Annotated in this window: 18 protein-coding genes; 8 read left to right on the forward strand and 10 right to left on the reverse strand. The window is 39.6% G+C overall.

Annotated features, from left to right (window positions below; all coding sequences use genetic code 11):
* Positions 1 to 17: 17 nt before the first annotated feature.
* Positions 18 to 638 (reverse strand): TrkA C-terminal domain-containing protein, encoded by a 621-nt coding sequence (locus G7062_RS09155; protein WP_166065620.1) that lies wholly within the window; start codon positions 636 to 638, stop codon positions 18 to 20.
* A 94-nt stretch (positions 639 to 732) separates the two neighbouring features.
* Here G7062_RS09155 and G7062_RS09160 point away from each other — a divergent pair, with 94 nt between their 5' ends.
* The gene (locus tag G7062_RS09160) at positions 733 to 1,137 is read left to right on the forward strand and encodes a hypothetical protein (RefSeq protein ID WP_166065621.1); all 405 of its coding nucleotides are present in this window, start codon (positions 733 to 735) and stop codon (positions 1,135 to 1,137) included.
* 63 nt (positions 1,138 to 1,200) lie between these two features.
* Here G7062_RS09160 and cysK read toward each other — a convergent pair whose 3' ends face one another.
* A complete protein-coding gene (gene cysK, locus G7062_RS09165; RefSeq protein ID WP_166065622.1) occupies positions 1,201 to 2,130 on the reverse strand; it encodes a cysteine synthase A in 930 nt (309 codons plus the stop codon).
* A 135-nt stretch (positions 2,131 to 2,265) separates the two neighbouring features.
* Here cysK and G7062_RS09170 point away from each other — a divergent pair, with 135 nt between their 5' ends.
* Complete coding sequence (locus tag G7062_RS09170; RefSeq protein WP_166065624.1) at positions 2,266 to 2,691, forward strand: Rrf2 family transcriptional regulator; 426 nt, start codon at positions 2,266 to 2,268, stop codon at positions 2,689 to 2,691.
* Here the strand turns inward: G7062_RS09170 and G7062_RS09175 are convergent.
* From G7062_RS09175 to G7062_RS09190, 4 genes are all read right to left on the reverse strand, one after another.
* The gene (locus G7062_RS09175) at positions 2,688 to 4,016 is read right to left on the reverse strand and encodes a hemolysin family protein (RefSeq protein WP_166065625.1); all 1,329 of its coding nucleotides are present in this window, start codon (positions 4,014 to 4,016) and stop codon (positions 2,688 to 2,690) included. The two genes, G7062_RS09170 and G7062_RS09175, sit on opposite strands and share 4 nt — an antisense overlap.
* Before the next feature lie 356 nt (positions 4,017 to 4,372).
* Positions 4,373 to 7,354 carry an ABC transporter permease gene (locus tag G7062_RS09180; protein WP_166065626.1) on the reverse strand — a complete coding sequence of 994 codons (2,982 nt, stop codon included), beginning with the start codon at positions 7,352 to 7,354 and terminating at the stop codon, positions 4,373 to 4,375.
* A complete protein-coding gene (locus G7062_RS09185) occupies positions 7,348 to 8,049 on the reverse strand; it encodes an ABC transporter ATP-binding protein (protein ID WP_166065627.1) in 702 nt (233 codons plus the stop codon). The genes G7062_RS09180 and G7062_RS09185 overlap by 7 nt, the downstream gene beginning before the upstream one ends.
* Complete coding sequence (locus G7062_RS09190) at positions 8,049 to 9,368, reverse strand: CCA tRNA nucleotidyltransferase (RefSeq protein WP_166065628.1); 1,320 nt, start codon at positions 9,366 to 9,368, stop codon at positions 8,049 to 8,051. Before G7062_RS09190 ends, G7062_RS09185 begins: the two co-directional genes overlap by 1 nt.
* Before the next feature lie 168 nt (positions 9,369 to 9,536).
* On the opposite strand from G7062_RS09190, the gene G7062_RS09195 reads away from it, so the two are divergent.
* Entirely contained in the window at positions 9,537 to 10,064 is a 528-nt protein-coding gene (locus G7062_RS09195) for a TetR/AcrR family transcriptional regulator (RefSeq protein ID WP_166065629.1), read from the forward strand.
* Positions 10,065 to 10,074: 10 nt separating this feature from the next.
* Here G7062_RS09195 and G7062_RS09200 read toward each other — a convergent pair whose 3' ends face one another.
* The 4 genes from G7062_RS09200 to G7062_RS09215 form a co-directional block, all read right to left on the reverse strand.
* Positions 10,075 to 11,322 carry an MFS transporter gene (locus G7062_RS09200; RefSeq protein WP_166065630.1) on the reverse strand — a complete coding sequence of 416 codons (1,248 nt, stop codon included), beginning with the start codon at positions 11,320 to 11,322 and terminating at the stop codon, positions 10,075 to 10,077.
* Positions 11,323 to 11,486: 164 nt separating this feature from the next.
* Positions 11,487 to 11,885, reverse strand: a complete 399-nt coding sequence (locus G7062_RS09205; protein ID WP_166065631.1) for an Hsp20/alpha crystallin family protein — start codon at positions 11,883 to 11,885, stop codon at positions 11,487 to 11,489.
* Between the two features lie 184 nt (positions 11,886 to 12,069).
* Positions 12,070 to 12,795, reverse strand: coding sequence for a Type 1 glutamine amidotransferase-like domain-containing protein (locus tag G7062_RS09210; RefSeq protein WP_166065632.1), 726 nt, complete (start codon positions 12,793 to 12,795; stop codon positions 12,070 to 12,072).
* A gap of 105 nt (positions 12,796 to 12,900) precedes the next feature.
* Complete coding sequence (locus G7062_RS09215; RefSeq protein ID WP_166065633.1) at positions 12,901 to 13,494, reverse strand: nitroreductase family protein; 594 nt, start codon at positions 13,492 to 13,494, stop codon at positions 12,901 to 12,903.
* A gap of 227 nt (positions 13,495 to 13,721) precedes the next feature.
* Between G7062_RS09215 and gpmA the strand changes: the two genes are divergently transcribed.
* From gpmA to G7062_RS09240, 5 genes are all read left to right on the forward strand, one after another.
* Positions 13,722 to 14,468, forward strand: a complete 747-nt coding sequence (gene gpmA / locus G7062_RS09220; RefSeq protein WP_166066105.1) for a 2,3-diphosphoglycerate-dependent phosphoglycerate mutase — start codon at positions 13,722 to 13,724, stop codon at positions 14,466 to 14,468.
* Between the two features lie 104 nt (positions 14,469 to 14,572).
* Positions 14,573 to 15,982, forward strand: a complete 1,410-nt coding sequence (gene gndA, locus G7062_RS09225; protein ID WP_166065634.1) for an NADP-dependent phosphogluconate dehydrogenase — start codon at positions 14,573 to 14,575, stop codon at positions 15,980 to 15,982.
* Positions 15,945 to 17,417 (forward strand): glucose-6-phosphate dehydrogenase, encoded by a 1,473-nt coding sequence (gene zwf, locus G7062_RS09230; protein ID WP_240915947.1) that lies wholly within the window; start codon positions 15,945 to 15,947, stop codon positions 17,415 to 17,417. The genes gndA and zwf overlap by 38 nt, the downstream gene beginning before the upstream one ends.
* A gap of 117 nt (positions 17,418 to 17,534) precedes the next feature.
* Entirely contained in the window at positions 17,535 to 19,364 is a 1,830-nt protein-coding gene (locus tag G7062_RS09235) for an ABC transporter ATP-binding protein (protein ID WP_166065635.1), read from the forward strand.
* Entirely contained in the window at positions 19,321 to 21,138 is a 1,818-nt protein-coding gene (locus G7062_RS09240) for an ABC transporter ATP-binding protein (protein WP_166065636.1), read from the forward strand. The genes G7062_RS09235 and G7062_RS09240 overlap by 44 nt, the downstream gene beginning before the upstream one ends.
* Positions 21,139 to 21,161 lie beyond the last annotated feature (23 nt).

The following is a 21,161-nucleotide window of genomic DNA, read 5'->3' on the forward strand; positions in this document are numbered from 1 at the left end:
TAAACGTCGTGGAATTGCTAGTTTTGAATCAACAATTCGACACTGGCAACATCAAGGACATTTCCAATTACAATTAATACATCACCCGCTTCAAAAATAGCATCTGGACCTGGAGATAAAATCATATCTCCACCACGATTAAGTGCAATGATCGTCATCTTTGTTGTTTGATAGAATGACGAACTTCGAATGGATTCTCCAATTAATTTTGAGTTCTCTTTCAAGACAAACTCAAAACGCTTTAAAGGGTCAGAGAATGTAAAACGACCGGATAAATCGACAATTTGATTGATAACATTATTAATTTCGTCATCGATTTTTGTACGTTGTTCCATCAGTACGTTCAACTGATGCTTCAACTCCGTAACATCACTCACCGAAGAAAACGAGTCGAGATATTTAATGGCGTGAGCTTTGGGTCCTACGATAACACCGTAATTTGTGGCAACATGGACACAACCGACTTCGTCAAGAAGATTAACAGCACGACGAATCGTTTCAGGAGAAACTCCGTATTCACTCGATAATATTGACCGACCGGAAATACGTTGGCCTTCAACAAGATCATTGCGTGCAATCCGAGCAGCAATATCCAATGCAATTTGTTGGTATCGTGGTTGTTTTTTCTTTGTAATCATTGTCTCACCTCATCCTGTACTTAATATATCAAATTATGGCTCTTGTGAACAGTAGTAAACCGTGCTAGTGTAGAGTTATTTAAGGGAGACCATCATGATTTTTACGTTAAACAAGAGGCCATTGTTTTATAATTTCAAAAGTGTCGGTCGTTTTGTGCTTCGTTTTTATGGTCTAACACTCGCTCTTTTGATCATATTCTCACTTATTCTACGCACTGATTTGCACGATTTTTTCTTAGGCTTTGCACTTCCAATACTTGTGATACTTACTTTGACCATGATAGCTTGGGGTCTAACAGCAATCATCCAATACTCATTTTGGCCAGATACAATTCAAATTAGTGGAACACAGCTTATCTTCAAAAATAAAATCATTGACCTACAAACAGCTTCCTTTCGATTGGTTCACCCTCGAAATCGCCACGGTGGTTCAGTGGGAATCGAATGGATTAAAGTATCCTATAGTGGGCACTCTGTTAACATTCATTATCGCTGGTAACATGGGTCTTAAATTGGTGCGCATGCTCAATCTAAAATAAAGACACCTTACGGTGTCTCTTCATTATTCGTTAAACATTGGTGTTGATAAATAACGTTCTCCAGTATCTGGTAAAACAACAACAATGGTCTTTCCTTTATTCTCAGGACGTTTGGCGATTTCAACTGCTGCACTGACTGCCGCTCCAGAGGATACACCTACGAGGAGTCCTTCACGTTGTGCCAATGTGCGCCCCATTTCCATTGCGTCAGCATCTGTAACACGAACAACTTCATCATAAACTGTTGTATCAAGAATGCTCGGAACAAACCCAGCTCCAATTCCTTGAATCTTGTGTGGTCCAGGTTTCTCACCACTTAATACAGGAGACGCATCGGGTTCAACAGCGATTACTTGAACATTTGCGTTCTTCTCTTTGAGGTACTGTCCTGAACCTGTGATTGTTCCGCCCGTTCCTACACCGGCAACAAGAATATCAACGGAACCATCTGTATCACGCTCAATTTCTGGCCCTGTTGTTTCATAGTGCATTTTCGCATTGTTGAAGTTATCAAACTGGGATGGAATGAATGCTTTATCATAATCTTGTGCGAGTGCTTCTGCCTTCGCAATGGCACCCTTCATGCCTAGTGGACCTTCTGTTAAAACAACTTCCGCTCCATATGCCTTAAGAAGATTACGACGTTCAACGCTCATTGTTTCAGGCATTGTAAGAATAACCTTTAGTCCAAGGGATGCACCAATTGATGCAAGACCGATTCCGGTATTTCCACTGGTTGGTTCGATAATGACAGTATCACTATCTACAAGTCCTTCTTTGATTGCTTGATCAAGCATTGCAAATGCAGCTCTATCTTTGACACTTCCACTGGGATTGAAGTATTCTACCTTGGCAAGAATTGTCGCTTCCAACTTATTATCAGCTTCAATATTTGTTAATTCAACCAAGGGCGTATTACCAATGAGTTCACGAATATTTTTATATGTTTTCATATATACCACCTTCTCTAGTATGTTTACTATGTGACTAGTATACCACTCTCTGTTCCCTCTCGTAAACTGCTATGATTAGATTGATTGACATTGAGGTGGAAACCTAATAACATAGTGCTAAAGGATGTGAAAGAAATGAAACTCTCAGCTCGAACTCGATACGGAATTGCCGCACTGACTTACATGCACATTAACGAAAAAGAACTTACAACTTTGGTAAATATTGCCGATCATTTGAATATATCTAAAATCTATCTTGAACAAGTGTTCTCAAGCCTGAAACAAGCCAATTTAGTGGATGCTGTGAAAGGTCCATCTGGTGGATACTTCCTCAAAGCCGCAAACTGCAATATGTTCAACATACTGAACGCACTTGAGCCATCACTATTTGAAAAAACACCACCGTCAACTGACGATGATGTTATTAATGCCGCATTGTGCACACACTTGTATACCCCATTGGATACCGTGCTTGTTGCCAAGTTAAAAGAAATTAGGCTCAAAGATATCGCCGAAGTCATAAAATCTGAATCCGGCGATAATTTAATGTATTATATTTAGTCTTCCATAAGCGAGTCACCTGTGACTTGCTTTTCTTTTGTCACACGGACTTTCGCAATGACTTTTTCATCCAATTCAACAATGCAGAATCGGTATCCGTTAAAGACAAGATCAGATTCATCATTGATAACATCTTCCAACGTTGGTATACGTCCCAATTCACTCACGATAAATCCACTCAATGTGTCATAATCGTCAATTGGAAGCCCGATACCAAGAATATCTTCAAGTTCTTCCAAGTCCACAAGTCCTTCGACAAGGTACTCATCCGGACCAATTTCTTGAATTTCATTGCCTTCTTCTTCGTCATACTCATCCATGATATTACCCATGATTTCTTCAATGAGGTCTTCCATTGTAACAATACCTGCTGTCCCACCGTATTCATCGATAACAACAGCCATGTGCATTTTTACATTTTGAAGTTCTCGGAAAAGTTCATCGGTTCGTTTTGAATCAGGAACATAATAGGGTTCACGCATGATCTGCTTAATATCGAACGCTTCACCGTTTGAATCTTTGATATAGCGAAGAATGTCGCGTAAATGAATCAATCCGATAATCTTATCAATGCTATCATCGTACACAGGGTAACGTGTGAATCGTTCTTCATCAACAAGACTCATAATTTCTTCAAAGGTACTTTCAATGTTGATTCCAACAATATCGGTACGGTGTGTCATGATGTCACCAACTTCTTGATTATCAAAATCAAAGATGTTGTTAATCATTTCTTTTTCGCTGATGTCAATTTCACCCGCATCAACCATGATACGAATTTCTTCCTCAGTTACTTCATCATTTGCCTTATGAGGATCAATACCTACAAGACGTAACATGATATTTGTTGAGAAGGATAAGAACTTAACGATTGGTTTTGTTATCTTCGACAAGATCCAAATTGGATATGCTACAAAGAATGCAAACCCTTCTGAGTTCGTCATCGCGATACGCTTTGGCACTAGTTCACCAAACACAAGCATAAGATAGGATGTGATTAAGGTTACAACCAACATCGCGATTGGTTTAACTACAACAACTGTGAGTGCAAAGTTTGCAACAGCCCATTGCGTTAAGACTTCCGCAAATGCCTCCGATGCAAACGCACCTGAGAAGATACTTGCGAGGGAAACACCAATTTGAATCGTTGAAAGAAACTGATTTGGGTTTTCTTTAAGGCCTAAGACAATACTTGCTTTACGATTGCCTTCATCTGCCATACTTTTTAATTTATTGTTATTGAGAGATACAAATGCTAATTCACTTCCTGCAAAGAATGCATTAAGAAGTACTAAGAAAAGCAACATGAATATTTGAACTACCACGTTTTGACCCCCTCAAGATAGACGAAAAGGATCTGAAGCCCATTTTCACACCTTGTTTTATTCTTTATCAATTTAAAAATACTACGCTTAGGACTACAACTGTCCTGGTCACTGTTTTCCACAAACAATCCTCCGTTTGAAATAATAACCATCATATTCTATAATTTTTGTTCTTTGACTTACAAAACGATGCGTAAAAGATCACCGTTATAGAATTAACTTGAGATTATAATATCACACTTCACTGATTATTTGAAGTTTTTGCTCTTGATATTTTTGCGATACCATCATGAAGAAACCATGAAAGGCAGCCTTTATGGCTGGACAAAAAAAATAGGAACCCCCTAATAGGGTCCCTATTCGTCAAATGTTTTCAATGCTTCACTCATATTTACATTGTTTGCCTTGCGTGACATCACAAGGTTAATGATCACTGAAATAGCGAATGTAAGTGCCAATGCACCCGCAACGCTTGTCCACAGCAATTCACGATTAAACATAATCGCATCCAGTTCTGCCTGAAGTATTACAAATTGATGCAAGTAATAACCAAAGATAGCACCAAAGATTAAACTTACCCCTGTGAGGATAATATTCTCTCTCATTATATATGTCGCAAGTTCTTTGGGATAGAACCCCAGAACTTTTAGAGTTGCAAGTTCTTTGTTTCGCTCGCTCATGTTCATTGTTATCAAGTTGAGAAGCACAATTAATTCCAGTGCGAATGCTGCTCCTGTAATCACCACAATCACGATGTCAAAGTTCCCCATCATATCCGCATATTGAATGCGCATATCGGAAAGGAATGTCACCGCATAAACTGAATCTTGTTTCAGAAGTTCCGTTGAAACTGCGGTGTGATCTTGCTCTGTCTTAAACATCATCATATTGTAGGATGGTGCTTTTCCAGTCACGGTCGTGTACATCTCTGAACTCATGTATATGTAATGCAAGACGTAGTTTTCTGTGATTCCACCAACTGTCAACGGATACTCGCGTTCACCAATCTTCATACTGAACGTGTCACCCACTTTGAGCCCTTTTAGAATTGCCAGTTTTTCAGTGATGACCACTGTATCATTTTTCAGTTCAATAGGCGTATGGGTCCGACGATCTTGAAGATTTGTAAATTCTGGGAACGCTAAGAAATCATCAATGGCATACACTTGTGTATCAGTGCCTTCAACGGATACCATTTCTGAAGCAATCTTAATACTATTTTCAAAGACAACCGTACTTGTATCGACTGTTTCATCAAATGTAATTACACCATCATAGCGAATAATATCGTCAAACTGTTTATCAACGATAGTATAAATTGAATGTTGTAAGCCAAATCCAGTAATAAGCAATCCTGCACACCCACCGATTCCAATGATGGTCATTAAGAATCGTGTTTTATTGCGGAATAGATTTCTAAAACTTACCTTGTAAAGAAAACTCATGCGATTCCATAGGAACGGAATGCGTTCTAAGAAAATACGTTGCCCACCTTTTGGTACTGGTGGACGCAGCAAGTTAGCCGTTTTCTCACGACTTACACGCACAGCTTTAAACATCGCAACACCCACACTGGAAATAAAACTCACAATGAGCGGAATCCATGCATACGATGCGATGACACCAACTTCAAGTGGCGGGGTGAGATACATAATACGATAGGCATTGTAAATGAGAGTTGGAATCATGTAGAAACCAAAGATTACTCCTGCAATGGAGCCTACAATCCAACTGAAGAAAGCAAATCCTACAAATTTCATGGAAGAATAAAACCAAGAATACCCCAATGCTTTATAAACCCCAATTTGTGATCGTGATTCATCCACCATACGGGAAATTGTACTTAGGGTTACAAGGATTGCAACACCAAAGAAAATGAGTGGAAATACCTGACCAATCGCTTCGATACGATCAGAATCTTGGTAAAACTCTTTGTACCCAATCAACACATCCTCACGTTGCAAAATGTATTGTTTACCATGATCGGCATCGGCAATCTCTTGATACCCATCGTCAATTTTTTGTTGTGCACTGGCAAACTCTGACTCAGCAGTAATACGATTCGCTGCGAGTGTTGAAACGCCTTCATTATACTGTTCAAAAGATGTATTGTATGTTGTAATCCCTGCTTGTAAGGTTGTTTGTGCAGTACGCAACGATGCAATGCTGGTTTGTAATACTTGCAATTGATTTTTGAGTTGAGTTTGTGATGCTTTAAGTTCTGCAAGTTGCCCTTCCAATGTCGTTAATTGAACTTGAAGCGCAGCCAACTTTGCTGGATCTTTTTCAATGGAAATGGCTTGCTTTACACCAGCTATTCCTGCTTCTACAGTTGTGATTGCATTGTCAACATCACTAATGCCGTTGACAAGTGTAACTTGTTCGTTATTCTCTAAATTATTCGTTGCATTAACTAAGGCATCCAATTTTCCTTGTAACGATGTATCAGTAAGCTGCAAGTCTATACCAGCAGCCATTTCATTGATACCATTATTAATTTCGTTATAAGCATCATCGAGTTGGACTTTTGCACGATCAAGGTCCTGTTCTGCTTGTTCAAATACTGCATTAGCATCGACAATATTCGCATCCAGTTCTACCTGCCCATCAACCAATTCTTGAATAATTGGTTTTGTGATGCGATCAAATCGTGCCGATGAAATTGCGGCCTCATTCGACTCCAAGAGCGCTTGTTGAGTTTTAATATCGACATCATCAGGTATTGCAAAACGAGCACTCGTAAATACATCGACCTTCTTATCCAAATCAAAACCGTACATAAATCCAAGGACACTCCCAGACCCAATACTACTGGACCCACGTTCTTGATTCATGTAAAGACTTGAGTTTGCATAACCTACGATTGTAAGTGTCGCACCTTCGAAGATATCATTGGGTTTCAATTGAACAGTATCACCAATTTTCAATCCACGCACATCATGTAAATTAGCATCAATTACGACTTCATTCTTTGCCTTTGGCATCGTGCCTTCAAGTACCGTAATATCAAGTTCTGTTTGTGAGTTAAGTTCAATCACACGAACGACGCCATCGGTTGAACCAACGCGAATAAATGCATCTGCATCATAGACTCCAACTGCTTCACCATCGACAATATCGGAAAGCTGCGTAATCATTTCTTTATCAATACCTAAACTGTGACGAAACTCCAAATCGAGTACATCACTGGTTTCCATATATTTATCGGCCGTAGCGCGCATATCATAACCGGTAACACGAATCCCTACAAAGAATCCCACACCGAGAGCGGTAATAATCATAATGGCAACAAATTGGAACCACTTCGCTTTAATCTCGCGGAGGATGTCTTTTACCATTTTATTTCATCCACTGCTTTCACATGTTTGTTGACAGTATCCGATTCAACGCGGCCATTTTTAATCTCAATGACACGATCGGCAACCTCAGTAATACTGCGATTATGGGTGATCACGACCACGGTCATTCCATACAAATCCGAACAATCCCGCAGTACCTGGAGAATTTGCTGCCCTGTCTTTGTATCTAATGCACCTGTTGGTTCATCACAGAGGAGTAACTGCGGATTCTTTGCAATCGCACGAGCAATCGCAACCCGTTGTTGCTCTCCACCACTTAATTGTGCTGGGAAATTATTCATCCGTTCTCCCAAACCAACTTGGGCAAGAATCTCCTTAGGATCTTTTGCTTCTTTACGAATCTGTGTAGCGAGTTCAACATTCTCTAAAGCAGTCAAGTTGGATATGAGGTTGTACGATTGAAACACAAAACCCACATCATCACGACGATATTGTGTCATTTGTCGATCATTCATAGCGGTAACTTCCTTGTCACCAACAAGAACGGTTCCCGATGTTGGTTGGTCCATTCCACCTAGAATGTTCATAACAGTTGTTTTTCCAGCTCCCGATGGGCCAACGACAACGGTAAATTTACCGCGATCAAGATTGAAATTCACGCCTGCTGCAGCATGAATTTCAACATCGCCAACTTTATATACTTTTTTCAAATCCTTTACTTCGATAAATGCCATTATAATTCCTCCAAACTCATGTTCAATAATTTATCTTTTTCATTCAAAACTTTACCGTCAATGACGGCATCAAGAAGTGCATGAAGTCGTTTTCCAATATCGTGCGGTTTGACTCCCGCATCTCGTAAATCATGACCATTAATGGCCAAATCTTTTGTTGTTGTGGGTAACCCTTGATCTATAATTGTATCTACAATTGCTTTGAAATGGGCACACCGTTCTACTTGGTACGCCGCCTTATCTGATTTCGCAAGATTGTCTGCCCGCTTAAGGGTGATAAGGTCATAAACCCAAGCAACCCCATATTGACCAATTAATCGTTGGAAATCGGCCAGCACCGGTTGAATGCTCAATCCATGATTAAGAATGAGTTCCGTAAAATATGCAATTTCTTCTTTTGTAAATTGAAATTCCAAAAAATAGGGGTGCGCAATTGTAGCGCTGGCCGTTGCATGACCCCCGTAATGGGCGATTCCTGCTGCATCCATGGTCTGTACACATACTTTGCCAGTATCATGGAATAGCCCCACCAAGCGATGCCCTAAGGTCAAGGGAAGCTGTTGGGTTACTGTGATGCTATGATCGTATAAATTCATTGTATGGTATGGGTTCTGTTGATCATAATCGATCATGTTTGCGACCTCTGGAAATAAGCTTCCGAGAAACCATGGATAATCATGACTCGTAACATGAAAACTCGGCCCACAAAGATAGCGTGTTAATTCTTCTTTTAACTGCATTGGATGAATAGTATGAAGTGTATCCATCAGTTCGTATGCAGCGGAAATTGTTTCTGGATCAAACGCATAGTCCAACTCCGATTTAAAGCGAAACAAGCGAACAATTCTCAAGGAGTCTTCATGCAAGCGCGTCAATGGATCACCAATTACACGCAGAACTTTAGATTCAATATCCTGTTTCCCACCGAAAAAATCAAAGAGCCCTTTATCCGGATGGTAATAGAGTGCATTCACAGTAAAATCGCGACGCATTGCATCCAGTCGTATATCATCAATGAAAATTACAGTATCAGGATGCCGCTGATCTGAATACGTCATTTCCTGGCGCATCGTTGATATCTCAAACGATGATTCGCCATAGTTAAATTTAACCCCATAGTCGAGACCGACCTCAGATGGTTTAAAGTGTTCAAAGAGTTCATGAAGCACTGGTGGCTTCGCATTCGTGCAAATATCAATATCAGAAGTATTGTGATGTTGTATTGCATCACGGACATAGCCACCAACAAGATATGCTTCATACCCTTGGTTTGTAAGAATGTCTAACACTTCACGTATTTCGACTGAAATTTCCAACATGATATCACCTCTTTTGTATTATTATAACAAAGAATAAGCACCTTAAGTGAAGCCTACTTGAATAATAAAACACAGAACTGTTACAATTGTAACAATTAAAGTGTAACCAACTTACGAAACAAGCGCAATACAGGTTATCAATAATGTTACAAAACAGGAGGATTTGTTATGACCAACGATACGTTCGCAAAACAATGCATTACAGACGCACTTCTTATTCTTGTTGAAACAAAACCGTTTAATAGTATTTCGATCACTGAATTATGCGATCGAGCAGGTGTATCACGAATGACCTATTATCGCCATTATGAAACAAAAGAAGATATCCTTGTTACTCGATTGAATCACATCTTCAATGATTTCATTACTACGGTACGTAGCGCTCCATCAGCAGATAATCGTGAAATATTACAACAGTTTGCTGCCCTTTGCCGTCGCGAACATGTCATTCTCAATGCCATGATTCACTCAGAGCTAACGCCCCTATTGCAAACGCAAATCAGCTCATATTTTGATATTTTCTTTGCTGAGATTATTCATCCTCATGCCATCGAACCAACTGTAGGAACCTATTCAAAAGCCTTCATTATTGGTGGTTTAATACAAGTGGTCATTACCTGGATTGAACGTTCCATGTTCGAAAGTGACACATTCATTGCCGAAACCTTGTATACATTAGTACGTGGCGCAATATAAAAAAAGAACGTCATTTGACGTCCTTTTCGTGTGTATCGATTTTTTGAACTTTCCCCAATAAAATATAACCAATTATAAAGAGTACAACCAAGAAGAGAACGCCATAGCGTGACTCACCTAATAATATAGAAGATGCGGCAATGACAAGTGGACCCATAAAGTCCGCAAATTTCCCGAAAATATCGAAGAATCCAAAGTATTCGTTTGATTTTTCCTTTGGAATCATCTGTCCAAAATAGGAGCGCGATAGTGATTGAATACCCCCTTGCGCAATTCCAATAAGAATCGCCAAGAACCAGAATTGCCATGCATATTGCAAGAAGAAACCAAAAATCGCAATAAACATGTAAAGCAAGATGTAAGACTTAATAACCGGCAATGTTCCAAACCGCTTCGCAAGTTTTACAGATAGAATCGCAAATGGGAATGCAACAAATTGTGTTAACAACAGGGCCATCAGCATTTGATTATCCGAAATGCCAACTTCCCCTCCATACGTTGTTGCCATCGAAATAATCGTATATACCCCGTCAATATAGAAGAAATATGCAAGAATATAGTACATCAACTTTGGTGTTTGTCGAATATCACGCAATGTCTTGAATACCCGTTTGATGGATGTCTTGACCAGTTGGGGTTGGTGTTCAAGATAATGAACTTGCTCTACATTTTTGAGTAATGGAATGGATAATACTAACCACCATACAATTACAATGATAAATGATAGTTTCGTTGCTAATCCCGTTGATATCCCAAATGTATCTGCAAAGAAAATAAGGATTACGCCGAGAATAAATGGAATTGTACTGCCAACATACCCATAAGCATATCCAAGTGACGATACGTGGTCCATGCGCTCATTGGTTGTAACATCGACGAGCATTCCATCATAAAATATATTACAAGCAGAGTAGCCAAGACGCGAGATGATATAAAGGATAATAAATGCTTGCCATTCATTGGCGAAAGTAAACGCAAACGCCGCTAAGACCGCGATCATTAAAAACAGCGTGAAAAGCCTCTTTTTATACCCTTTGTAATCTGCGAGCGCTCCTAAGAATGGCGATAGGAATGCGAGAACTAAAAGTGAGACCGATGTTGCGGTTCCCCACCATGCACTGATGACATTATCCGCCACGCCTGCACTGCTGGCAATTGAGCGGAAATAGATTGGTAAGGTTGCAGTGATAATTAAAATAAATGCTGAATTCGCAACATCATATAAAACCCATGATTTTTCTTGCTTTGTTAGTTTCATAAACCCTCCTTGGTTGATGCGATAAGTATACAACTATTTAGTTTGACTTTCAAAGTAAATATGTAATATCATCAGAAACTAACCACATTGTACCAATATTGTCATGGGTTTATGTTAAGTCATCGTTAATGTTTGTTAAAAAAAGAAGTAGCTTACGCTACTCCTTATTTAATACTGATTCGATTGACCACTTCTTCTTGATTCTTCTTAGGCAAGATTACTTGGAGAATACCATTTTCATAAACAGCATCTACTTTCGATTCATCAACATCTGCAAAGCGAATTTGGCGATTCACTGAACTGTGTTTACGTGATCGATAGTAATAGTCCTTTTCATTTTTCTCTTCTGTATCTTTATGATCTGCTTTAATTGTTAAGATATCACCATTGAATTGAACATCAATGTCTTCTTTGGTGAATCCTGGCATCTCAACATCCACAAGATATTTGTCATCTTCTTTATAAATATCAATACCTGTTCCGTAAGATACATTGTTTAAGAATTCGTCGCCTAGAAGGTTTTCAAATAATGTACTTGGTCGTCTTGTCATTTCATTTCTCATAATAATTCCTCCTTGGCACTCTCTTGCATCGAGTGCTATTACACTATTAGTATACCATATTTATTAGCAGTGTCAACACATGAGTGCTAAAAATATTGATTCTTGCCTTTTTTCTTCAAAACCACACTATTTCGGCAACGATGGGGGCATAAAAAAACCACCGACGCGTGGCGGTGGTTAGATCTTAGATATTTATTGACAATTCAACACGATCGCCATCATCGAGGTTTACTTTCTCAATGACGCCATCATGTGCAGTGTAAATAATGGCTCTTTTCTCAGGATTATCTTTGATGATACTAAACTCATGACCATCATAGACAAGTGCAACCTGGTTGTCCAGAGCAATACCCGGAAGTGCTGAGTCTTGCGCAAACATGTCATCGTAGCTATGCCGTCCTTCTTCATCAAAATGGGGAACGTGCGACGCATTGATAAATCCCAGGCCAGCAACCTTGCTCCACACCCATGTGTCGCTTGGTCCGAATGAGTTCGAATCAGAATGTCCCCATTGATACCAACAGATTGAACCTGCACTCAGTCCTGCTAAAACCTTGTCTTGATTAAATGCCTTGCGTAGGGCTTGGTCGAGATTAAAGGTTTCCCATAATGTCATCATCATTCGTGTGTTGCCACCACCAACATAGATAATGTCATGATCCAAGATTATTGCCTCAATTTCTTCTCCACTTTGAGTTGCTGAATGAAGATTCAATACGTCGACTGTCGCTCCAAGTGCCTCAAAGTGTTTTTTTATACCTGCTGAGTAAGCAGGTGCATCGGAACTCGCTGTTGGTATGAACAACAAACGTGGATTTGATTTGGATGAAAGTGAAATAATCTTTTTATCGATTTTTAAAGTCTCGTTAAGTTCGTATTCACCACCACCGATTGTTACAATTTTTCCCATATGATTTCTCCCTTTTGGTAAGTATACCAAATTCGTAATCACAAAAAAAGGGAACTGATATACAGTTCCCACGCAGTTTTATATGAGGTTATAGTTGGCTCTTAATTAGAATACTTTTACTTTGTCGCTAACTGGTGCTAATTCTTTAGGATTAACATCACCGACTGGATTACCAAATGGCATTTGTGCAACAAGTTTCCAAGTTGAAGGCAGATCAAATGCTGTTGCTGTTGCAGCATCTACAACTGGGTTGTAGTGTTGTACAGTTGCACCAAGTCCTGCTTCTGACAATGCAGTCCAAGTTACTAATTGTAACATACCGTTTTCTTGTTGTGCCCAGATTGGGAAGTTATCTGCATACAATGCAAATTGTTCTTGAAGACCTGTTACTACAGCGTCATCGATGAAATAAAGAATTGTTCCTTGTCCTGCTTTAAAGCTTTCAAGTTTGGCAATTGTGTTTTCAAACCCTTCTGCTGGAGCAACTTTACGTAATTCTTCACGTGTGATATCCCAGAATTTATCTGAATTTTCACCAAATAATACAACAACACGTTGTGTTTGTGCGTTAAATGCTGAAGGCGTTGCTTGAACTGCACGTTCAACCAATGCGGTAACTTCTTCGTTTGATAGTTTTGATGCTTTATCCAAACCGTAGCGTGAACGGCGTGCATCTAATGCTGTAAAAATGTTTGACATGATTGTCCTCCTAAGTAACTATGTTATTACAAAAAGTATTATATAGTCCTCTACTATGTTATGCAATATTAATGCTCACAATATTTACGCATAGTATGTATTTACATCGGTGTATTACGAACACCCGCCATTAATCACAAAGGTTTCACCTATTTCTAACTTAGATGACTGGAACTCCTTTTGATTTGGGAGTACACTTTAACTATAGAGACGGAGGCATTACTATGATGAAATTAGTTGTTGTTCGACATGGAGAGAGTGAATGGAATAAAAAGAATCTCTTTACCGGTTGGGCAGATGTAGAGTTATCAGAAAAAGGCGTAGAAGAAGCAATTCAGGGTGGGAAACTTTTGAATGAAGCCGGTTATGACTTCGATATTGTTTACACATCCTATCTCAAACGTGCAATCCATACCATGGAGCACATACTTAATGAAATGGACCGTAATTGGTTACCCATCGTCAAGGACTGGCGTCTCAATGAAAGACATTATGGCGCACTTCAAGGACTGGATAAAGCTGAAACTGCAGCGCAGTACGGTGAGGATCAGGTTTTAATATGGAGACGTTCATTTGATACAAAACCACCAATTCTTAAGGAAGACGATGCCCGTGCACCACGGAATATGGTTGCGTACCGTGATGTTACGGATAAAGATGTTTTACCACTTCACGAGTCGTTAAAAGAAACCATTGAGCGCGCTGTTCCCTACTTCAATGACATTATCAAACCAGATATGTTAGAGGGAAAACGTGTACTTATTGTTGCACACGGTAACTCGTTAAGAGCATTAGTTAAATATTTTGATAATCTCACTGATGATGAAATTATGAAAGTGAATATTCCAACAGGTGTTCCCCTTGTTTATGAATTCAACGCCGATTTTACGGTGCGTGATTCCTATTATCTGGGTGACCAAGAGGCATTAAAAGCCAAAATGGAAGCTGTTGCAAATCAAGGAAAAGCAAAATAATTCAAAGCCCCGCCAAGGGGCTTTTTGTTGCAATCTTTGCATTTACTTCACTAGTCTAATCACAGTTGATGTTGTACAATAGATAGAGTTACATGGAGGTAAATATGAAAACTAACAATATTGGCGTTATTGGAATGGCCGTAATGGGTTCAAACCTTGCCCTTAACATGGCAGACCACGGCTACCACGTTGCAATTTATAACCGAACTTATGCAGTTGGAGAAATAGTTGTGGCCGAAAATCCCCACGAAAAATTACATTTATATAAGGAACTCCCAGATTTTGTAGCTTCCCTTGAAAAACCACGTAAAATTGTCTTAATGGTTCAAGCTGGAAATGCCGTCGACAAAGTCATCGAAAATTTAATACCATTACTTGATCAAGGCGATATCATTATGGATGGCGGAAACTCAAACTTTAAAGATACAATTCGTCGTACAAAAGAAATTGAAGCAATCGGATTGCGTTATCTTGGTGTTGGAATCTCTGGCGGAGAAGAAGGTGCGCGTTTTGGTCCTGCAATCATGCCAGGTGGAAGCAAAGATGCTTACCAATACGTTCAAGCAATTCTTGAGGATATCTCAGCGAAGTACGAGGGCGAACCTTGTGCAAACTACATGGGAACTGACGGAGCGGGACACTATGTTAAAATGGTCCACAATGGTATTGAATATGCAGATATGCAATTGATTGCAGAAAGCTATGCAATATTGAAACATGTGGGTAGTTTTGACAATGACGAATTGGCTTCAATCTTCACATCTTGGAATGAAGGTGAACTCGAGAGTTACCTCATCGAAATCACTGCCCAAATTTTTAAAGAAATTGATCCAAAAACAGGCAAACACATGATTGATGTTATTCTTGACCGTGCTGCCCAAAAAGGAACTGGAAAATGGACTGCAGAAGAAGCCCTCAACACGGGCACTGACGCATCACTTCTTGCATCATCTGTATTTGCTCGTTTTATGTCATCGCAAAAAGATCAACGTGTTGCAGCATCAAGCGTCTTAACATTCGATGCTCCAAAAGTTGAACTTGCCGATCGCAAACACTTTGTTGAAAAAGTCCGTGAAGCACTTTATGCAAGTAAAATTATTGCTTATGCACAAGGATTTGATCTCTTGAAGCATGCATCCGAAGAATATGGATGGGACTTGGATTTTGGTTCAATTTCTCGTAATTTCCGTGAAGGGTGTATTATTCGTGCGCGATTCCTCAATCGCATCAGTGATGCCTATGGTTCAAATCCTGAACTTGCAAACCTTATGATTGATGATTCATTCCGTGATAACCTTCTTTCTTACCAAGGAAGCCTTCGTGAAGTTATCGCTTTAGCTGTCCAAAGTGGTATTAGCATGCCTGCATTTACAACGGCCATCAGTTATTTTGATGCTTACCGTACTGCAGACTCAAGTGCAAACCTTATTCAAGCGCAACGCGACTTGTTTGGAGCACATACTTTCGAACGTGTTGATGAAGATGGTAACTTCCATTACGAATGGAACCAATAGTATGATCAAAGACAATCATATTATCACAATATTCGGAGGTACTGGTGATCTTACATATCGTAAATTACTGCCTGCCTTCTATAATTTAGCGTCCACGGGAAATCTCCCGGAACACTTACATCTCGTGATCATTGGTCGTCAACCACTTACCTCAGAATCCTACCGTGAACTTGCACGACCTTGGTTTGCTGAGCACAGTCGCATTAAAGTTGATGATACGATGCTCACCGAGTTTCTCAATCACATCACTTATTTTGAGATGACATTTACTGAAGATGAAGGCTATACTCGTCTTCATGCGTTCTACGATGCCATTGACCCATCCATGAAACGCCTCTATTACTTCGCAGTTGCTCCATCGTTTTTCGAAACAATTGCACTGAAACTTGATGCTCATAATTTAGTAACCAACAGCAAGGTTGTTATCGAAAAACCATTTGGTAACGATCTTGAATCTGCTTGTTCAATCAATGAAACACTAACAAGTATCTTCAGCGAAGACAATATCTATCGCATTGATCATTATGTTGCTAAAGAAATGGTTCAAAATATATTTACAATTCGTTTTGCAAATGTCCTGTTCGCAGATATATGGAATGCCGATCACATTCAAAGCATTCAAATCTCTGCAAATGAACTTGTTGGTGTTGAAAACCGCGGTAACTACTACGACCACACAGGTGCACTCAAGGATATGTTCCAAAACCACTTGCTACAGATTTTATCAATTGTAACCATGGATGAACCTGCAACAATGAGTGCTGCAGACATTCACATTGAACAAGAGAAGATTCTTGAAAACCTCTCAATCACTAACATTCAAAACGATGTTATTCGCGGACAGTATACAGCCAACGATACATCGATCGACTATCGCGATGAAGAGCGTGTGGATCCACAGTCTAATACAGAAACATTTGTAGCTTTAAAGCTTGGAATCAACACGCCAACATGGCAAAAAACTCCAATTTACGTCCGTACTGGAAAGCGAATGCACAAGCGTTCTACTGAAGTTGTTATTGAATTTAAGAAACGAAGCAATGAAAGTGCCAACGTGCTTATCATCAAAATTCAACCAGACGAAGGCGTCTACCTTCGCTTTAATATCAAGAAACCAGGACAAACTAATGATGTTCAGACAGTCTTCATGGACTTTTGCCAGAGTTGCAACTATGAGAACCGGATGAATACTCCTGAGGCGTATGAGCGATTGCTCAATGCTGCCTTGGACGGGGATCACACCCTCTTTGCGAGTTTCAACCAAGTACGTTCAAGTTGGCAGTTCGTAGAAGATATCACAAATGCAATTGGCAAACAAACGCCAGTTTTCTATCCCGCATTTACAAATGGACCCACAGCATCACACATACTTTTAGAAGCTGATGGAAACAGTTGGATCGAAGAAGAAGTGATGGGCGATACATTCACATATTAGTTATAGAACACCCGAAACGGGTGTTTTTTTTACAACTTATCATGGAAATGTGACATCTTAGCTTGTTTTTATACCACTTAATTGACCTTTCTCGTACGATGTCACCAGGTGATACATATGAAAGAAAAAAAATATACGCTACTTCAAAATATGAAGTACTACTTTACAGAAGTAAAGCGTTACCGGCCAATTATGTTTCTTATGATGGCGGTCAGCATTCTAATATCTGTTGCGATTATTATCGTAACAACGCTTATCCCAACTGTCTTGATTTCCCTTTTGACAGATGGAAAGGCAATTGCCATGCCCATCTTACTCTTGAGTTTGGGCGTTGCCATCTTAAGTTACAATAAACTAATGATGGCACAACGCTCCTTTATGAGTGGCGTTGGTGTGCGTATCGTACGCTTTAGTGTACTTATCATTTCCAAATTTCTCAGTATGGATTATGAACAAGCCGAAATCGAATCCATTCATAAGGCTTACATGCGATCATTAGAAAATGGAACGGGTAATAACAGTTGCGGAACCGAAGCAATGTATACACAATCGGAAAGACTGATCGTGAATACGTTAAGCCTCATCGTATTTGGAGCGCTTCTAACACAATTTAATCCTCTCGCCTTCCTCTTAACTTTGGCGGTTGGGATCTTGAATGCTTATCTTTTAACATTCAAACGTCAATATCGTGAAAAGACAAAACCGCAGTGGTCCGTTATTGATAGCAAACGACATATTCTTAAGCGCGATGCCATCAAACATGAGAATGGTAAAGATGCACGTATCTACAATGTACAAAAGGTATATATGGAGCGCGTAGATTCTCTGACTGAGTCACGTCTTTCTTACATTCGTAAAGAAGCAAGCATTGACATGAAAAACCGTATGCTTAGCGATACCGCTATTCTCATTCGTGATCTCTTTGTTTTTATCTATCTTATTAACGGTGCTTTATCTGGAGCAATCAGCATCGCTACATTCACGCTTTTCTTCACAATGATGACATCCTTCAACGTTTGGATTCAAGAAATTGTTGATGCATTTCACTTATTAAACATTGCCTCACAAGATATCAACGATGTTCGTACCTACCTTGAAATACCAGAAGCATCCAATACACATCCTATTTCAAATGCCGAGGACATTACAATCCAATTCCACAATGTATCATACAGATACCCCAACGCGTCTCACGATACACTTGCAAATCTAAACTTCACACTCAACCCCAAAGAGTCAATTGCACTTGTTGGTGTCAATGGAGCGGGTAAGTCAACGATTGTTAAATTGATACTTGGATTAATTAAGCCAACTACAGGTACAATTACTCTAAATGGAGAGGACATCACACAGTTTGAGCGTAAGGCTTACTTCGACCTCTTTGCCCCTGCCTTTCAAGAAAATGACTTATGGGCTCTTACCTTACAACAAAACGTCAGCATGTCCAAACAAGACAGTGATACATCGAGAATGCATGAAATTCTTGTTAGAGTTGGATTGGGAGATGTAGTTGATACACTTCCAAAAGGCATCCTTACAAATATGACAACCAACATTCATTTGGATGGGACAAGCCTGTCTGGCGGTCAAATCCAAAAACTCATGCTTGCTCGTGCATTATACAAAGATGCGCCAATTATGGTGCTTGATGAACCTACAGCAGCACTTGATGCCATTGCTGAACAAAATATGTATGAACAGTATCAAAAACTTGCTGGAGAGAAGTCCTCAATATTCATTTCTCACCGACTTTCGTCAACACGATTCTGTGATCGCATCCTCTTCCTCGAAAATGGGGTTATTGTTGAAGAAGGAACGCACAGCGAACTTCTTAAGGCAAAAGGATATTATGCAGATATGTTTGCCATTCAAAGTCAATATTACCAAAAGGAGGACTCAATCGATGAAGAAAGCATTTCGAATCTTAGCGCTCATTCAGAAGCTTAATCCCTATGCCATAGTCTCTGTATTTATGTTTCAAGTAACAACACTTGCCAGTCCCTTTATGATGCTTTACTTTACAGCGCAAATTGTGAATCAAATTATCAATCAAGTAAGTCTTTCAGAAATACTTCCGACATTGTTTATTTTTCTTGGAGTTAAGTACTTACTCGCTCTTCTAAACAATATATTCCGATGCATGAATGATGTTAATATTGCCGATGTTGGCTATAAGCTCAATGATCAACTCACAAAGAAAGCATTAGTCATGGACTATCAACAACTCGCCAGTCCTGAAAATCGACTTAACTTTCAACGCGCAGAAGAAGGCTCAAACTTCAGTGGTGGTATTCTTACTTTTATCTCCAATGTCGTTGGGTTTACCTTCGGTGTTATGATTTCAATCGCTGTTGCGGGTGTTGCATTGATCAATGTCATACTCACTCGCTCTTCTGAAACTACGCCACTTGCAACATTTACGAACTCTTGGGTTTTCCCAGTTATTTTACTGGCATCGATACTCATTCCACTTGTCTTGGCAGTTCTTGCAAATCGAAAAGCAGCAATGTTCCAAAAAGCATCGTTTGAAATCGTCACGCATTCCAATCGCGAAATGGGTTATTATTATTCAACACTACTCACAAACAATGATGTCGGTAAAACAATTCGCTTGTACAATGCAGCTGACTTAATCATTGGTGTTGTTGGCGAAGGCGGCCAACTCCTCATTGATACCTATCTCAAATCAAATCTGGATGGATCGCGATATGTAGGACTTTCACAGATGGTTACAACCATGGGAACAGCCATAATTTACCTTCTAATTGGTGCGAAGGCATCTGTGGGTGTCATATCCATTGGCTCGGTACTCATGTATGTTGGTTATACACAAACTCTCATAAATAATCTGGTTGAAGGATTGGGTAAGTTTACATTTGCGCAAAACATCATAAATTATTTACAGTACTATGTGGATTTCTTAGATTTGCCTGACACTCAAAGTGGGATACAACAACTTCCTCAAGCAGAGCGACTTGTCTTCAAATTTGAAGATGTATCCTTTACGTATCCAGGAAGTGAAACTCCAGTTCTTGATCATGTTACCCTGACCATTTCCGATCAAGAACGGATTGCAATCGTTGGAAAAAACGGCGCAGGTAAAACAACGTTTATCAAGTTGTTGTGCAAACTCTACCAACCCTCTTTAGGTCGTATTACCCTGAACGGCATTGATATTAACAGTTTTGACAATGAAGCCTACATGAGATTACTCTCGGTAGTATTCCAAGATTTTAATCTTTATCCATTTGAAATTGATGCAAATATCAGTTTGGGGTCTGACTATTACGAAAATCGCGTATTGCAATCTTTGGATGTTGTTGGAGTTGCTGACAAAGTTAAGAAACTTGAAAAAGGCATCCATACAACAATTAAAGGGCAATTGGATGAAGGTGTTGACTTATCGGGTGGCGAAGCACAAAAGATCGCAATCGCAAGAGCCTGGTATAAAGACTCACCCTTTGTAATTCTTGATGAACCAACAGCTGCTTTGGATCCAATTTCAGAGTATGAAATCTACCAGAATTTTGACGCACTCATGGAGGGAAAAACCGCCATTTATGTTTCACACCGAATGAGTTCGTGTAAGTTCTGTGACCGTGTCCTTGTGTTTGATCAAGGTCGTATTGTTCAAGATGGTGCTCACGATGAGCTCATTGATGATGAAAGTGCCATTTATGCCGAGCTCTTCAATGCCCAAGCACAATACTATATCTCGTAAAAAAAACTCTTCTATCATGAAGA

Origin of the sequence: Erysipelothrix sp. HDW6C, from assembly GCF_011299615.1 — a bacterium.
Taxonomy (GTDB): domain Bacteria; phylum Bacillota_I; class Bacilli_A; order Erysipelotrichales; family Erysipelotrichaceae; genus Erysipelothrix.

Coding starts and splice junctions, on each gene's coding strand:
- G7062_RS09235 (WP_166065635.1), top strand. CDS start 17,535: ATGAAAGAAAAAAAATATACGCTACTTCAAAATATGAAGTACTACTTT.
- G7062_RS09160 (WP_166065621.1), top strand. CDS start 733: ATGATTTTTACGTTAAACAAGAGGCCATTGTTTTATAATTTCAAAAGT.
- cysK (WP_166065622.1), bottom strand. CDS start 2,130: ATGAAAACATATAAAAATATTCGTGAACTCATTGGTAATACGCCCTTG.
- G7062_RS09210 (WP_166065632.1), bottom strand. CDS start 12,795: ATGGGAAAAATTGTAACAATCGGTGGTGGTGAATACGAACTTAACGAG.
- G7062_RS09185 (WP_166065627.1), bottom strand. CDS start 8,049: ATGGCATTTATCGAAGTAAAGGATTTGAAAAAAGTATATAAAGTTGGC.
- G7062_RS09170 (WP_166065624.1), top strand. CDS start 2,266: ATGAAACTCTCAGCTCGAACTCGATACGGAATTGCCGCACTGACTTAC.
- G7062_RS09190 (WP_166065628.1), bottom strand. CDS start 9,368: ATGTTGGAAATTTCAGTCGAAATACGTGAAGTGTTAGACATTCTTACA.
- G7062_RS09200 (WP_166065630.1), bottom strand. CDS start 11,322: ATGAAACTAACAAAGCAAGAAAAATCATGGGTTTTATATGATGTTGCG.
- G7062_RS09215 (WP_166065633.1), bottom strand. CDS start 13,494: ATGTCAAACATTTTTACAGCATTAGATGCACGCCGTTCACGCTACGGT.
- G7062_RS09180 (WP_166065626.1), bottom strand. CDS start 7,354: ATGGTAAAAGACATCCTCCGCGAGATTAAAGCGAAGTGGTTCCAATTT.
- gndA (WP_166065634.1), top strand. CDS start 14,573: ATGAAAACTAACAATATTGGCGTTATTGGAATGGCCGTAATGGGTTCA.
- G7062_RS09195 (WP_166065629.1), top strand. CDS start 9,537: ATGACCAACGATACGTTCGCAAAACAATGCATTACAGACGCACTTCTT.
- gpmA (WP_166066105.1), top strand. CDS start 13,722: ATGAAATTAGTTGTTGTTCGACATGGAGAGAGTGAATGGAATAAAAAG.
- zwf (WP_240915947.1), top strand. CDS start 15,945: ATGAAGATGGTAACTTCCATTACGAATGGAACCAATAGTATGATCAAA.
- G7062_RS09155 (WP_166065620.1), bottom strand. CDS start 638: ATGATTACAAAGAAAAAACAACCACGATACCAACAAATTGCATTGGAT.
- G7062_RS09205 (WP_166065631.1), bottom strand. CDS start 11,885: ATGAGAAATGAAATGACAAGACGACCAAGTACATTATTTGAAAACCTT.
- G7062_RS09240 (WP_166065636.1), top strand. CDS start 19,321: ATGAAGAAAGCATTTCGAATCTTAGCGCTCATTCAGAAGCTTAATCCC.